Source organism: Psychrobacter sp. LFX-11D, from assembly GCF_904846475.1.
GTDB lineage: Bacteria > Pseudomonadota > Gammaproteobacteria > Pseudomonadales > Moraxellaceae > Psychrobacter > Psychrobacter cryohalolentis.
This window is the reverse complement of sequence record NZ_CAJHAV010000008.1, coordinates 138,090-153,278: the sequence shown is the minus strand read 5'-3', so window position 1 is coordinate 153,278 and position 15,189 is coordinate 138,090. Positions and strand designations below refer to the sequence as shown.

Here is a 15,189-nt window from a genome sequence, read left to right as displayed (position 1 = left end):
TAAGTTTAAATATGAGAACACCTGCTGAGGTACATGACGGTTATTCATGTCCTGCTTAATACAAAAAAGCCAGATACTCAGGGTATCTGGCTTAGCAAAAACTATCAATCTATTTTAGGACGAGACATACCTAAAAATAAGCTACTTCCTCTTATATTGATTGCGTACGCTCCGTTAGCCACTCAAGTGCCGCACCTTCAACACGGTCTTTTAGCTCTGCATAGACTTGGCGATGATAGTCATTCAGCCAATCGACCTCTATTTGACTTAATAATGACGGCTCAATCAAACGCGTATCAATTGGGCAATAAGTAACAGTCTCAAAATTAAGAAAATCACCAAATTCCGTCTCTACTGGATGAGAAACACGTTTATTAACCATCAAGTTTTCGATACGAATACCCCATTTGCCTTCGCGGTATAGACCCGGCTCATTACTGGATATCATGCCTTCTTTCATCGCGCGCTCTTTTGGCGTGCTGGCACTATAAGCAATGACTTGTGGACCTTCATGGACGTTGAGGAAATAACCAACGCCGTGACCTGTACCATGACCATAATCCATCTGCGCTTGCCATAGTGGCGCACGGCAAATCGCATCAATCAGTGGTGAGGCAATACCATCAGGAAAATGTGCTTTTGCTAAAGCAATATGTGCTTTAAGTACGGTGGTAAAGTCGCGTTTGTGTTCCGTGCTTACTTGACCGATGCCAACCACGCGCGTGATATCTGTGGTGCCGTTTTGATATTGAGCACCTGAATCAATCAGTAATAAGCCGCCTTCGCCTTCATTTACCTCTAAATAGCTGAATTTTTCTGGTGTTGCGCGGTAATGTGGCAAAGCACCATTTTCATTGAAACCTGCGATAGTCGGGAAGCTTGGTGATACATAGTGTGGCTGCTGACTACGAACATTGATGAGCATACTATCGACGTCCAGCTCACTCAAACGCTCACCGTCTGCTAAACGCTGCTCAAAGGTGGCAAAAAACTCACATAATGCTGCGCCATCTTGACGCATCGCTTCACGTACATGATCGATATCAGCGCCAGATTTAACCGATTTTAGCAAAGTACTTGGCGCCATTTGCTCAATAAAACCTACGCCATCGGCCATTTTAGATAGCGTACCCACTGCCACTTTACTTGGGTCTAATAGCAATAAGTCATCGGCTGTGAGCGTACCTAATGCGTCTTGCACTGCCTCATAATCAGCGATTGTGATACCACTATCTTTCAAGCTTTTTGCTATCTCGCTACTGACTTTATTATTATCAATAAACAAGGTCGCGTCGTTTTCGCTAATGAGCATATGTGCCAAAAACACAGGATTATAATCAACATCAGCGCCGCGTAAGTTGGTCAGCCAAGCAATATCATCCAAGCTCGAGAGCAAATGATGCGTCGCCCCTGCCTCTGCCATACCCACACGGACGGCGGCAAGTTTGTCGATAGCAGACTGCGCTAAAAACTGTGCATCATGTACATATAAACTGGCTGCTGGCAATGCTGGACGGTCAGTCCATACTTCCGTCAATAGATCACGCTCAGTAATTAAGGTAATATCATTGGCTTCAAAGGCATCAAGCAAGCGATCTTGCTCAGCGATAGACAGTACATTGCCATCGACTGCCACGCTATCACCTTCCGCCAAATGCGCAGCGAGCCAATCGATATGGTTTGGCTGACCCGGTGCTAGCTTCTCTAAAGTAATACCCGTGCCATCCAACTGCTCAGCTGCATGTACCCAGTAGCGACTGTCGGTCCACAGACCAGCAAAGTCAGCGGTAACGACCAATGTACCGACCGAACCGGTAAATCCTGACAACCAAAGCCTCGCCTGCCAATATTCTGGTAAATACTCAGACAGATGCGGATCAGCAGAAGGGACAATAATCGCTGTCAGGTCTTGTGCTGCTAGGGTTTGACGTAAGCTCTCGATACGATCATGAATGGCTTGTTTATTCATTAGGTAATTCCTTATGAGTGTTTAAAAATTAGTATTTAAAACAGTTTTTAAAAAATAACATGAGGCGACTATGAATAGCCGTCTTATTTGAGAAATTGCTTTGGTTCTTCATGTGAATTAAAAAATAACAAAGATTAGGCAAATGATATTAGGCAAAGTCATTTTGCATAGTAATGAGACAAGGTTGATGAAGCGTAAGAGTAAAAACAATACCCTTAGATGTTTGGGCAGACAGTCAGCTTTCAATAGCCTTAGGTAAATATCTTGCCAAGTTAAAAAATAAGACGTGCTACCTATAATGGTAACACGTCTTATCATCAGTCACTGATTGGACCACTTATCTAATCAATAACTGGTTATCTAGCTGGCTTGATCCGCATGCTCGCTTTGTTTGAGCATATTATTGATAGGTTTTGCCAATAATAGCAAGATAATTGCCGTTACTACCAAAAAGACAGTCATAGTGGTAAACAATCCGGGTAATCCTTCAATCTTATCTGCTGAGACATGACCACCAAAGAATGCCGCAACTAAATTGCCCAGTGCAACAGAAGCAAAGAACAGTCCCATCATCTGCCCTTGCATACCTTTTGGCGCAAGCTTCGTCATAGCAGACAACCCAACAGGGCTCAGTGCCAACTCACCAAGCGTCAGTAGTAATAAACTACCAACCAACCATAAAGGTGATGCCAAGCCACCATCAGCGGTTAAGATGCTTTTTGATGCAAATATCATCAAGGCAAAACCAGCAGCCGCAAGCAACATACCAAGCGCAAACTTCGTCATACTATTTGGCTCAAGACCTCGATTGCCAAGCTTGACCCATAAAATACTAGCTATAGGCGCTAATATTAAGATAAACAACGGATTCAATGATTGAAACCAGATACTGGGTACTTCAAACCCTAAGACATTTAGATCTGTATAGCGATCGGCGAACAAGTTAAAAGACGTTGGTTGCTGCTCAAAACTTGACCAAAATAGCGTCGAGCCAATAATCAAAATAAAGCAAATCAACAAACGCAGCTTATCTGTTTTATCCAGTCTCGGTGAAATAGCCATTATTGCAAAATATAAGATGACCACTGCAGCAATGACATAAGTCATATATTCTGCGACCATTTCAGGGCTAAATGGCATGATACCAGTGGATACTAAAACCACGATGGCAACTAGCAAAACTAAGAATCCTGCAACCCACTGACCGACGTTTTTAAACAGTCCTGTCGATTGCTCCCATTCAGGGGTGATGTTTTTGGCACTGGCATAACGATTTAACGTCTTTTTAGCAGAAAAGCGGTAAATGATTAGCGAAGCCAACATACCAAGTCCACCAACGCCAAAACCTATATGCCACATCCCTTTTTCTTTAAATACACCCACAATCAGTGCTGCCAATAGCGCGCCAATGTTAATACCCATATAAAATAAAGTAAATCCACCATCGCGGCGCGAATCGCCCTTAGGGTATAAGGCACCAACCATCACTGAGATACAGGTTTTAAACAAGCCTGAACCCAAGACGATACAGATGAGACCCATAAAGAACAGCGTCATACCGAACATAGCAGAAAGCGCGATACACAAATGACCCAAGGCAATAATAATACTGCCCCACCATAGCGCACGCTCTTGACCGAGCCAATTATCAGCTAGCCAACCGCCCGGTACAGCTGCTAAATACAACGAACCGGCAAAAATACCATAAATGGCAGAGGCAGTCACTTCATCAAAGCCAAAACCCCCACTACCGACAGTCGCTACCATAAACAATACCAGTAGCGGACGGATACTATAATAAGAAAAACGCTCCCACATTTCAGTGAAAAATAACGGGCGTAGCGGCTTAGGATGTCCCATAAAGCCGTTTTCTAGTGATGCCAATTCGGCAGCACTCACCTCTGATTTTGATTCTATATTCATAAATCTATTCCCTTAAATTCCACTTAGATAATGCCCCAATTCCTAATTCTTTTAGTCAGTGGTTTTATAGGCGCAATATTGTTTCACCTGCTCGGAAGCAAGTAAAGAGAGAATTGGTCAATAATTACACAAACAACCATAAAAAAACCCCGCTCTCCATGATTGAGAACGGGGTTTTTATGGTTGTGCTGAGTAGAGACTGAACGCTACATTGAGAGACTTAATTATAGACAGCTTGCTCATCGCTATATTTATGCTAACACTCTAAAACAGCAAAATTACTGTGCAGCAGGCGCTTTTCCAGTAGTTTCCGCTGCTACTCCATCAGCAGGTTCTGCTGTTAAATCAGCATCGGCAACTGCCGCTTGACTTACTGTACCTTCAGCAGTAGCTGTACCTGCTTCTGCACTAACAACGGCACTATCAGCGTCAGTTGCTGGGGTCACTGTCGCATCTGCGGGAGTAGCAGTCGCCACTGCGGTATTATCTGCTGCTGGGGCAGTAGCAGTTGCTGCCTCTTCGGTTGCGGTTGCAGGTGCTTCTGCTTCAACTGCTGGCATAGTTTCAGCAGTGATATGCTCTCCCGCTGGGCGCAAGAAACCAGAAATACCGATCAATAAGACGATACCTAAAAATAAGGCGACACCGCCTAAAGTCAACAATAGCTCTTTTTTAGGGTTGTTTTCGACAATATGTTCTGACATACCTTATCCACCTTGCACAAAATATTTAAAATACTGGGCTATTATATCGCAATTTATGTCGATTTGTTAAAACCCTCAACTAATTAAAGATTTTATTATCGAAAAATATGATAGCCACCGTATATTTACGGTGTAATTACTCAATCGTACGTGTTTGAGGCGTCGATCGTTTGCCAAGATAGCTCAATAACAATAGCAGCGCAATCACGATTAAAATAGGATAATTACCAAAGCGCATAAAAGGGGTGTTACCGACACGCGCCTGAACATCGCCACGTAATACGGTACGCTCAAACTGTGGGGCACGTTTAACGATACGCCCTTTGTGGTCAATAATAGCGGTCACACCCGTATTGGTCGCACGCATAAACCAGCGCCCGTTCTCTAACGCGCGCATCTGTACCATTTGCAGATGTTGCAGCGGACCCGCTGAAGTGCCAAACCATGCATCGTTTGAGATGGTCAATAAAAAGTCAGTATCGATAGCATTTTTGCGCGTGGTATCAGGATAAGCAACTTCATAACATACTGCCGCGCCCAGATTATGCCCACGTACACGCAGCGGTGATTGGTTATCACTACCGCGGCTATAGCTCATGATATCTTGGCTACCAGCAAGATTTGGCAAGATATCTAGCATACCCTCAAAAGGAATATATTCACCAAATGGGACCAAACGCTGCTTTTTATACATCCCTTCCGCATCACTACCAAGCGCAATCACACTATTATAAAACGGCGGGTACTTATCCATTTTTGGATCAAAGTCTGCTTGATCTCGATAAGGAATACCTGTGACCCATGTGGTATCGGTTTCTTTTGCCATTTTTACCATTTCATTGATAAAACCAACCGCTTCATCTTGAAACATAGGAATAGAAGATTCCGGCCATACGACAATATCACGTTCCCATTCTGTACTGGTCAAAGTTGCATATATTTTTAGCGTCTCTACTTGGTATTCAGTCAGCCACTTTAAGTCTTGGGGGATATTGCCCTGAATTAACGACACCGACAAATCAGGTGTGCCCTTTGGCTTCGTCCATTGTGGATTGATGAGCCATAAAGAAGTACTAATGATTAATAGCGCAAACGTAGCAATCAGATAACCACCGCGACGGCGAAATTGCTCCACGATACTGGCTGCTAATAATACGGCCACAAACGATACAGCAAACACGCCAGCGACTGGTGCCAATGACGACAGCCAATACTGCTCAGTAAACGCATAACCGACAAACAGCCACGGAAAGCCTGTAAACAACCAAGTCTTCATCCACTCTTGCAATATCCATAGCGCGGCAAATGATAACGGCTGCTTGCCAACCAGCCGATTAAAAGTCAGCGCCAAAAAGCCATGGAATAACCCCATGCCTAGACCCATTAGCGCAATCATAATCAGCGCAAGCCATACTGGCGTATCACCATACACATGAATAGAAGTATATAACCAAAATGCCCCCACACACCAAAGCCCTGTGCCATAAGCCTGACCAATAAAGAATGCTCGCTTACCACTCATCTGTGGTAATAATAAAGCATATAAAATCGCCGGAGAGACCAGAGCTACAGGCCAAAAGCCATAAGGCGCGAGTGCAAAGATAAATATTGCGCCTGCCAGCCACGCAATCAATATCGTCAGCACCAGAGGTAAGCCCTTTGGCTTCTCAGGGTTTAGACGTTTTTGCAAATCAACAGTAGACAGACGCATAGCAGTTATCCAAAACTTTATTATTCAGTAATTTCAAATCTTGATGATTCAATCGACGTTTCATATAAAAACAGGCATATTATGCTCAATACAGCCGTCAAAAATCAAACTTGCTCATAATACCAGTCTGTCCAAAATAATGGGTAAATTTGCGTGTTTTATCGACCAATTTATCGACCAATTTATCGACCAAAGAGTGATTACAAATGCTAAAAAACAAAAAACACGATCGCAATCGTGTTTTTTGTATGGTTATGACCTTTATTAAGCGTATCTTTAATAGCTCTAATCAATAGGCTCAACTTATTCAACAAAGTGTTTAATGGCTGCCAATCAAGATTTGTTGTTCAGGATTAATTTTAGTCAGCTCAAGATTTTGAATAAAACGCCCTTCGACATCAGTAATAGTGATTTGCCAATCGTCTATGACCACGCTCTCACCTTCTAAATCTCCGACATGACCAAGGGTCTGCATGACCAAGCCACCCATGGTATCGACATCAGTATCATCAAAATGACAGCCAAGCTCATCGTTACAATCTTCAATCACGGTAGAAGCTTGCACACGCCAAGTGTTGGGTTTTTCGGGGTCAGCGACGATATTATTAATGTCACTGTCTTCATCAAAATCATCATGCTCATCGACGATGTCACCGACGATTTCCTCAAGCAAATCCTCCATCGTGACCACACCACCAAAATTGCCAAATTCATCAACGACAATCGCCATATGAACTTGGGTACGCTGTAATGAGCGCAACAAGGTATCAGAGCGTGCACTTTCACTGATATAGAGTGGCTGGCGCACCAAATCTCTTAAGCGCTTGCTACTGATTTTCTCTTCTTCATCGCGCACCATGTGCACCAACAGAGGAATCAAATCTTTTGCCAACAGAATACCAATGACCGCATCATCATCTTGGCTGTCAAAAACCGGATAGCGCGAATGGGTGGTTTCAAGGATGATGTCCATGACTTCAGCAAGGCTGGCGCTTTCGTGTAGCCCAACCACCTGCGGGCGCGGCGTCATGATTTCACGCACTTGTGTTGCAGGCAAATCAAGCACACCTTCTAACATATCCACGGTGTCAGGTTCTAGAAATTGGCGCGAGTCTTGCACCAAACGTATCAGTTCATCTCGGGTTTCGGGGGCGGTCGATAGCCAGCGTTTTAAGCCGCGCATCGACCAACTACTCGGGCTTGGAGCATCTTCAGACATGATGGTGTGAGTTAACCTCTTTAATTAATGTAATGGCAATTAGAATCATAAAAATGATAGATGGGGATAAAAAGGCTAAATAAAACAGTCAGCTTATCATTAAGAGGATATTAAAGCACAAATCATCCATCTTAATCAGGTTTACTTTATCGCAAGGCTTGGCGACATTCAACGTCAAATTCACTCAAATTGTATTGTCAGTGTGTTGCAATTTTTGCTATGGTCAAAGCCTGTTTCTTTCTTAATAAAAGCCAACACAAAGGCAAAATAAACCTTATGTCGCTACGTGCCTTTTTTTCTCGCCTATTTTCGTCGCACTCAACTGGTCATCGTTCAGACAATGGCTTAGGCAATCATCAGCTAAATAATGACAAGGCAAATAGCACATTGAATAAACCATCAAATCGTAAGCCACTAAAATCTAAGCCAACCAAACCCAAGTGGCGATATTATTTGCTGCAATTTTTTATTGCGCTAACGCTGTTACTGTCAGCGGTTTGGCTATTGCTAGCGATTTGGTATCAATTCGATGGTCAATCAGTTATCACGTGGTTCACAACCATTACTGTCATTGGGCTACTGGCAGCACTGCTTGCTATTCGATTGCGGATAAGCATGGCTGAGACACTGATAAACAGGCTCACTGGCATAAGGAAAGTGAATAGTAAACGTATTTCTGCAAAGACTGTCGCTAAAAGCCTTATAGCCGCTTATACGGCATTTTGGCTAATCGGTCTTGGCTGGTTTTTCTCTATTGAAGCAGAGCAATCACGTGACTGGATGCCAGAAGTCTCTGAAAGAGTTACTTATAGGCGCGATCCTAGCAATCCTAATCTGATTACACTCACCAATGTACGAAATTTTGATTGGCATACCGACACAGAAGCGACAGAGCGCTGGGAGACGCGCACGATTGATATGTCTAAACTATCGGGTATCGATGTGAGTAATTCGTATTGGATGGGACCACTGATTGCTCATACTTTGGTGAGCTTTCGGTTTGAAGATGAGCGCCCGCTTGCCTTTTCATTTGAGATTCGTAAAGAAAATGGCGAATCGTTTTCGGCATTGGCAGGATTTTTTAGACGTTTTGAATTGAGCCTGATTGCCGCTGAAGAGCGCGATATTATATACACACGTACTAACGCGCGCGGCGAGCAAGTCTATTTATTCCCCATTAGCCATCTACAGCAGCATGAAGTCAAAGCATTGTTTGAGTCATATTTGACAGCCGCTGATGAGCTTAATTCTAAGCCTGCGTGGTACAACACTTTAACCAGTAACTGTACCAATATTATCTTTTATATGGCGCGACTGGTCAGTGATGATCGTCTGCCATGGGACTACCGGATTTGGGTCTCTGGTTGGTTGCCCAATTATCTTTATGATGCCGGTATGCTAGATACCAATCCCGAAAATAGAGGACAACCTTGGTCGATGGATACCTGGTATGAGCGCACCCATATCAATCCAAAGGTTAAAGGATTTCAGAATAGTGGTGATATTCGTGGCAGCGAATTTTCACGACAAATTCGACAAAGCATTCCTATTCCGCCATTGGCTGATTCGCAAAATATTGCCGAAGCAAATGCTAAATCTGCCGCTCAGGCTTCACATTGATATCACTGCTACAAGAGATTAAAGCTTTCAACAATAAAAAGATCAGAGCTTATTAAGGCTTTACCCAATTTACCACGCGCGTTTCCATCTCTTCATCATCCATACCGATCTCAGTCACGCAGCGCCCTGCTACGCCGACATTGGCAGCGCGCATTTGTTGCTGAGTTGCCACTGCATCTTGAGTCAATAATAAATGCCAATTTGGCAAGCTTTGCCCTTTATATAAGCGTTTATAGGCACAGTGCGACGGTAGCCACATCATATTTGGCAGATTTTCAATCGTCAGCTGAATGCAATCTGGCACATGCTCTTGGCGTGTCGCATAATGCGTGCAATAGCCAGTCGCACAGTCCATTAGCTGGCAGGTTACATCAGTATATTCCACCAAATCTTCATCAACATTACCCTGCTCGTCCTCATCAATATATTTAATCAAGCAGCAACTGCCGCAACCATCACACAAGGCTTCCCATTCGCTAGGGTTTAATTCTGCTAGCGTATAGCGTGACCAAAACTGCGGGCGCAGTGATTCAGTCGAGCCGCCTTCAAATAATAAAGGCGTGTCCGTAGCAGCTCTTAAATGGGATTTATCGTTATTTAACAAATTTAGGGTCATAAAACTGCCGTATCATTTTGACAAAGAGCGTTACAGTATTATAGCTGTTTTTGACTAAGTTGGGCGTTATGGTAGTAAAGGTCAGCAAATAGATCACTCAAAAAATACAGATATCTGATACTTATAACGTAAATTTCATTACCTAAAAAAGGACAACACTATGTCAATTAAGACGTTTGAATTAATCAGTACCACTGAAAATGGTATTCAATTGATTAGCTATGTCGCATTACCAGAAAATGCGACAGATGATAATCCTGTCGCTGGCATTTTGGTCGCGCCCGAATGGTGGGGCGTAGTCGAGCATCCAAAGAATGTCACTGAACGCTTAGCAAAAGCAGGCTACGCCGCGGTCGCTATGGACGTATATGGTGAAGGCAAACTGACTTCTGATGCTGCACAAGCAAATATGTGGATGGAGCAAGTATTAGCCGATCAAGATATGCTAATGGCACGCTGCCGGTTGATTCTCAATGACTTTAGTGATCAGCTAGCCGTTGATAGCGACAACTTAGGTGCGATTGGCTATTGCTTTGGTGGCAAAATCGTCCTTGATATGGCGCGCGAAGGTATGCCATTAAAAGCAGTCGCTACCTTCCACGGCAACCCATCACCGAAGCAGCCTGCCGATGAGCAGTTCACTGCTAAAGTATTGGTTGCTCATGGTCGTGATGACTCTATGGTATCTATGGATGCGATAGAAGGTCTTAAGTCAGAGCTAGATGCCGCTAATGTTGATTACACTATTGATGTTTATGATGGTGCTAAGCATGGCTTTACCAACCCACATGCCGATGAGCGTGCAGCGAAAAATGATGTTGATCTTGGTTACAACGAGACGGCGGCTAAACAGAGCTGGGACAATATGCTAGAGTTTATGAAAGATAATTTGGCATAATAGCTTTTTATACTACTTTGACATTCAATAAGCTTATTTAAGCCCTTTAAATGTCTTTGAATAATCTCATTTGTGGCGTGTTGGGTGCGTCACTCTTGTGCTTACAATCAAATAGCGTCATTATCACTCAATGACAGACAGATTGAGTGGGAATGATGCTATATTTTTTGATGGGTTCTTTAGGTTGGCTGGTTGTAATTACTTTAATAGTAATTATGATTGCTCTTTATATTAGGCTACATCAGCAATTGGCACAACTGCGTCAAGACATGGCGCAGCTAAAGAGCGAGCTTGAGCAGAAAAAGAATAGTACCACTACTGCAAAAGGTACTGCTGTAAAAAGTATATTTGACATCGAATCACCTAGTGATGATGCATTGTCATCAACAGAAAAATCAATGCCGCCACCATTACCACTTAGTGCTTTATCTTCTAATCCTCTATCAAATAACTTTGTATCAACATCTGCAAAAAAATCATCAGTTTCCAATAGTCAGCCTTTGACCGATAAAGCTGCTAATGCGCCGATAGAACCTGACGAGCGCTCATTTCCTATTGTTACCTCACTTCTTCATTCGATTCAAAATTGGTTTTTGGGTGGCAATTTAGTGGTGCGAGTTGGGGTATTGGTTTTACTGGTCGGCGTGGTTTTACTGCTGCGCTTATTAAGCGACTATATCCAAGTACCTATTGGCGTCAAGCTGACAGGCATTATTATCGTAGGATTAGGATTAGCAGGATTAGGCTTAAAGCTAGCGGCAAAACGCTTTGCCTATGGTATTAGCTTACAAGGTACTGGCTTAGCCATTACTTATTTGACCACGTTTTTTGCCTATAGCGTCTATCAGGTGATTGGTAGTCTGCCAAGCTTCATAGCGCTTGGCATATTATCAGCAGTCACGGTTGCTTTAGCGGTACGCCAAAACGCTTTTCCTTTGGCATTATTAGCATTATCCGGTGGATTCTTTGCACCGATTTTGACCAGTAAAGATACTGGCAGCTTAACGGTATTATTTAGCTATTACTTGTTATTAAATATTACCATTGCAGTTATTGCTCATTATCGCCCATGGAAGGTGCTCAATTTATTTGGCGCGAGTGTAACATTTGGGCTGGCATACTACTTGGGATTGACTGAAAATTTAGCGGTAGTTATAGAAAATCAGCGTTGGACATTGGTATTACTCGTCGCGCTACATGTACTGCTGTATCTATTCGTCGTCATTCGCTATGCACAGCAAATCATTGCTTACAATGATGCTATTTCTTATGACAATAGTGACGCCACTACCGTTATTGCTACTGATACCGACCAGACTGTTGATATTAAGAGTCAGCATGCCAGCTATGTGTTTCCTATTGATATTGGGCTGCTGTTCTCTGTACCGCTAATGGCGTTTGGTTTATTTTCAGCGTTACTGTACGATATCAATCACGCTTTAACCCTAACTAGCGCAGTTTTAGCAGTTGTATACTTAGGGCTTGGCTGGACGTTTATTCAGCGCAGTCAGCGTTATGCATTGATTACGGAAGGGATGCTGGCATTAGGCTTTGGCTTTTTGGCATTAGTGATTCCGCTGGCATTAAATGCAGAATGGATTGCCTTCGGCTGGTCGGTGCAAGGCTTAGCGCTGGTATGGTTTGGCAGGCGTTCTCTTCGTGCATGGTCAGTATTATTGGGTTTAGTATTGCAGCTAATTAGCATTGGTATGTTATCAAATACCTTTGTCATTACCCTTGATTACTATCCAACACTCGCATTAACCATTTCTGCCATCAGTGCAATTGCCAGCGTCTTTATCTTACGTGCCAGCAATTCGCCTATTTCATTACCTATGACAGCGACACAAGGCTCAATGCCATCTGTCCACGATTCTAAAAATCAGCCTAATGCCAATAATACGCTGTCCGAATACGGCAAAGCGTTAGGCATTAGCGAGACAGCAACTCAGCAATGGTTTGAAAGTATCAACAACCAAAGTATCGCGTTTAAAATTATTTGGCAACGTCTTTCTTTGATACGGCTGTTAACGCTCACTGCGGTGGGTTGGCTGCTGTATGTGTTAGTCCTCGATTTTGACCAATGGCTTGCAAACTGGCAATTGGCAACATCGACGCTTATTGCCTTAGCAAGTGTCGTTAGCATGATTATTTATTATTTTATCAATCAATATCGTTCATGGCGAGAAATCAGACAATTTAGCCATGGTTTGCTACTGTTATTTTATGCGATGCTGATCTTACAACTGCCACAACAATATGAATTTGACTATCAATGGACAGCCTTTTATTGGTCGATATTTATGACGTTGTTCATCGGCTGGCTGATTCTTGGTCAATTATGGCTAAAGACGTGGCATAACAATGCTAATAACGACGACAATAACGGTACAGAATTAAAAGGTTACGATAGCGCAAGCTGGCTTGGTACTGGAATCATCATTTTGGTAGAAGCAGTACATTATGGATTGCCTGATTCAAAAGGCGTGATGACCATCCTTGTGCCGGTTGCGCTTATGCTAGTTGGACTCTGGTTGACGCATCGTCAGCAAAATAATAATCAGACGAAAAATTCATCTTCACCGCTCTCTCTATATTGGTTTGACTGGCAACGTGCACTATTAGGTTGCGCCAAAATATTTGTGCCATTAACACTGTGCTGGGTCATTTTTACCAATTTCACCTATGATGGGGTGATTTGGGGACTGCCCTATTTTCCACTACTTAACTTGTATGATGTGACGTTGTGGCTGGTGTTGTTTTATGGATTGGGCGTTTATTTATTGCGTCAACGTGGCGCGCACTCGCAAAGTCTATTTAGCGCCATTCGTAAGAGTGACACGTTGTTGATCGTACTAGCGCTGATTAGCTTTTGGATACTCTCTAGTATGCTGGTCAGAACGCTGCACGCCTTTATTCATACGCCGCTATGGATAGCTGACTCATACGATCATACTGGCGGCGCATGGCGTAGCGAGCAAGTACAGACAGGACTGACGATTTTATGGACGCTACTGGCATTGGTCGCCACCATTATTGCCAGTCGCTATTGGCAGCGCGCGCTATGGTTTATGGGCATTGGCTTATTGGGTATTGTGGTCTTAAAATTGGTCTTAGTTGACTTGTCACAGACTGAGGCAATTTGGCGAGTGATTTCTTTCCTTGGTGCGGGTAGTTTGATTTTATTGATTGGTTATTTGGCACCGTTGCCGCCGGCGCGTGATGGAACAGCAGAACAGGTCGAATCATAGTTTCTTATTAGAGTAAATTGAAATTATAGCGTGAGCACTATTAGCATTGTTACTTTTTAGCATCCGTACGTGGCTTATGTAGTAAACTGAACACCATGAAAAGTAAATGACGATCGTCTTACTTTGAGCATTTTTTATAAAAGGTTATGAAAGCAGATGGATAAGAGAGTAAGTATTCAGTGGTTCCCTGGGCATATGAACAAAGCCCGTAACGAAATCAAAGAAATCATGCCGCAGATGGATGTGGTTATCGAAGTGATTGATGCACGTATTCCTTATAGTAGTGAGAACCCGATGGTTGCAGCATTACGTGGCGAAAAACCGGTTATCAAAATCTTAAATAAAGCTGACCTTGCTGATCCTGAGCTGACCCAAGCATGGATGGATTATCTTGAGCAGCAAAACGGTGTTAAAGCCATTGCTTGCGATACTGATAAAGCCAATGATGTAAAACGTATCATTGCTATCTGTAAACAACTCGTTCCCAATAAAGTTGGTACCGGTCGCCAAATCAAAGCCATGATTATGGGGATTCCAAATGTCGGTAAATCGACTTTGATTAATACTTTGGCTGGACGCGCCGTGGCAAGAACTGGTGACGAGCCAGCGGTCACCAAGTCGCAGCAATTGATTAAACTTGACGATGACATCATGCTCTATGACACACCCGGTATGCTGTGGCCAAAAGTTGAAAACGAAAACTCTGGCTATCGCTTGGCAGCAACAGGCGGCATTCGTGATACGGCGTTTGATTTTGCGGATGTTGCCGGTTATACCGCTGAGTATTTATTAACCGCCTATCCTGAGCTGCTAAAAACCCGCTATAAAATTGAAGAACTGCCTAAGACCGATTGGGAGTTCTTTGAAATAGCTGGTCGCAATCGCGGCTGCGTGCGCGCGGGTAATAAAGTCGATACGTACCGGATGTCTGAAATCCTAGTGAATGAGCTGCGTAGCGGTAAGATTGGGCGTATCACTTTGGAGACGCCTGCTATGACTGAGGCTGAAGAAGTTGTCGTCGCTGAGCAACGCATCGCGTCAGAAGAAAAAAGAATCGCTAAAGAAGAAGAGAAACGCTTGCGTCGCCTTAAAACGCGGAAGAATCGGAAGTAGACGCTAATTAATATAGCTCGTAGGGTGCGCCTAGCGCACCTGTTTTATCTTTATAATTCACCTTTAACTTATCTGAAAATCCTCACAATCTCACTTGGCAAACAATACAGTTAATTGCCATTTTATCCAATGATCCTCACAACTAAGCTCACCTACTGTTGTCTT

10 protein-coding genes are annotated in these 15,189 nt (G+C 43.3%); 4 read left to right on the top strand and 6 right to left on the bottom strand.

Translation table 11 applies throughout. From position 1 onward, the window contains the following. Window positions 1-151 precede the first annotated feature (151 nt). The 5 genes from JMX75_RS07955 to JMX75_RS07935 all read right to left on the bottom strand — a co-directional run bounded on the left by JMX75_RS07955 (window position 152) and on the right by JMX75_RS07935 (window position 7,526). Window positions 152-1,969: an aminopeptidase P family protein gene (locus JMX75_RS07955; RefSeq protein WP_201531919.1), complete on the bottom strand. Its 1,818-nt coding sequence runs from the start codon at window positions 1,967-1,969 to the stop codon at window positions 152-154. Window positions 1,970-2,329: 360 nt separating this feature from the next. Then, window positions 2,330-3,892 (bottom strand): peptide MFS transporter, encoded by a 1,563-nt coding sequence (locus JMX75_RS07950; protein WP_201531918.1) that lies wholly within the window; start codon window positions 3,890-3,892, stop codon window positions 2,330-2,332. A 278-nt stretch (window positions 3,893-4,170) separates the two neighbouring features. Beyond that, window positions 4,171-4,596 carry a hypothetical protein gene (locus tag JMX75_RS07945; protein ID WP_201531917.1) on the bottom strand — a complete coding sequence of 142 codons (426 nt, stop codon included), beginning with the start codon at window positions 4,594-4,596 and terminating at the stop codon, window positions 4,171-4,173. A gap of 136 nt (window positions 4,597-4,732) precedes the next feature. Beyond that, window positions 4,733-6,307, bottom strand: coding sequence for an apolipoprotein N-acyltransferase (gene lnt / locus JMX75_RS07940; protein WP_201531916.1), 1,575 nt, complete (start codon window positions 6,305-6,307; stop codon window positions 4,733-4,735). A 319-nt stretch (window positions 6,308-6,626) separates the two neighbouring features. Then, on the bottom strand, window positions 6,627-7,526 hold the full coding sequence (locus JMX75_RS07935; RefSeq protein WP_011514586.1) for an HlyC/CorC family transporter: 900 nt from the start codon (window positions 7,524-7,526) through the stop codon (window positions 6,627-6,629). Window positions 7,527-7,802: 276 nt separating this feature from the next. On the opposite strand from JMX75_RS07935, the gene JMX75_RS07930 reads away from it, so the two are divergent. After that, window positions 7,803-9,146, top strand: a complete 1,344-nt coding sequence (locus JMX75_RS07930) for a DUF4105 domain-containing protein (RefSeq protein ID WP_201531915.1) — start codon at window positions 7,803-7,805, stop codon at window positions 9,144-9,146. 52 nt (window positions 9,147-9,198) lie between these two features. On the opposite strand, the gene JMX75_RS07925 is transcribed toward JMX75_RS07930, so the two are convergent. Continuing rightward, the gene (locus tag JMX75_RS07925) at window positions 9,199-9,762 is read right to left on the bottom strand and encodes a YcgN family cysteine cluster protein (protein ID WP_201531914.1); all 564 of its coding nucleotides are present in this window, start codon (window positions 9,760-9,762) and stop codon (window positions 9,199-9,201) included. A 160-nt stretch (window positions 9,763-9,922) separates the two neighbouring features. Between JMX75_RS07925 and JMX75_RS07920 the strand changes: the two genes are divergently transcribed. From JMX75_RS07920 to ylqF, 3 genes are all read left to right on the top strand, one after another. After that, window positions 9,923-10,660: a dienelactone hydrolase family protein gene (locus JMX75_RS07920; RefSeq protein ID WP_201531913.1), complete on the top strand. Its 738-nt coding sequence runs from the start codon at window positions 9,923-9,925 to the stop codon at window positions 10,658-10,660. A 152-nt stretch (window positions 10,661-10,812) separates the two neighbouring features. Beyond that, window positions 10,813-13,911, top strand: coding sequence for a DUF2339 domain-containing protein (locus tag JMX75_RS07915; RefSeq protein WP_201531912.1), 3,099 nt, complete (start codon window positions 10,813-10,815; stop codon window positions 13,909-13,911). A gap of 156 nt (window positions 13,912-14,067) precedes the next feature. Further along, window positions 14,068-15,024, top strand: coding sequence for a ribosome biogenesis GTPase YlqF (gene ylqF, locus JMX75_RS07910; RefSeq protein ID WP_133104898.1), 957 nt, complete (start codon window positions 14,068-14,070; stop codon window positions 15,022-15,024). The last annotated feature ends 165 nt before the right edge of the window (window positions 15,025-15,189 follow it).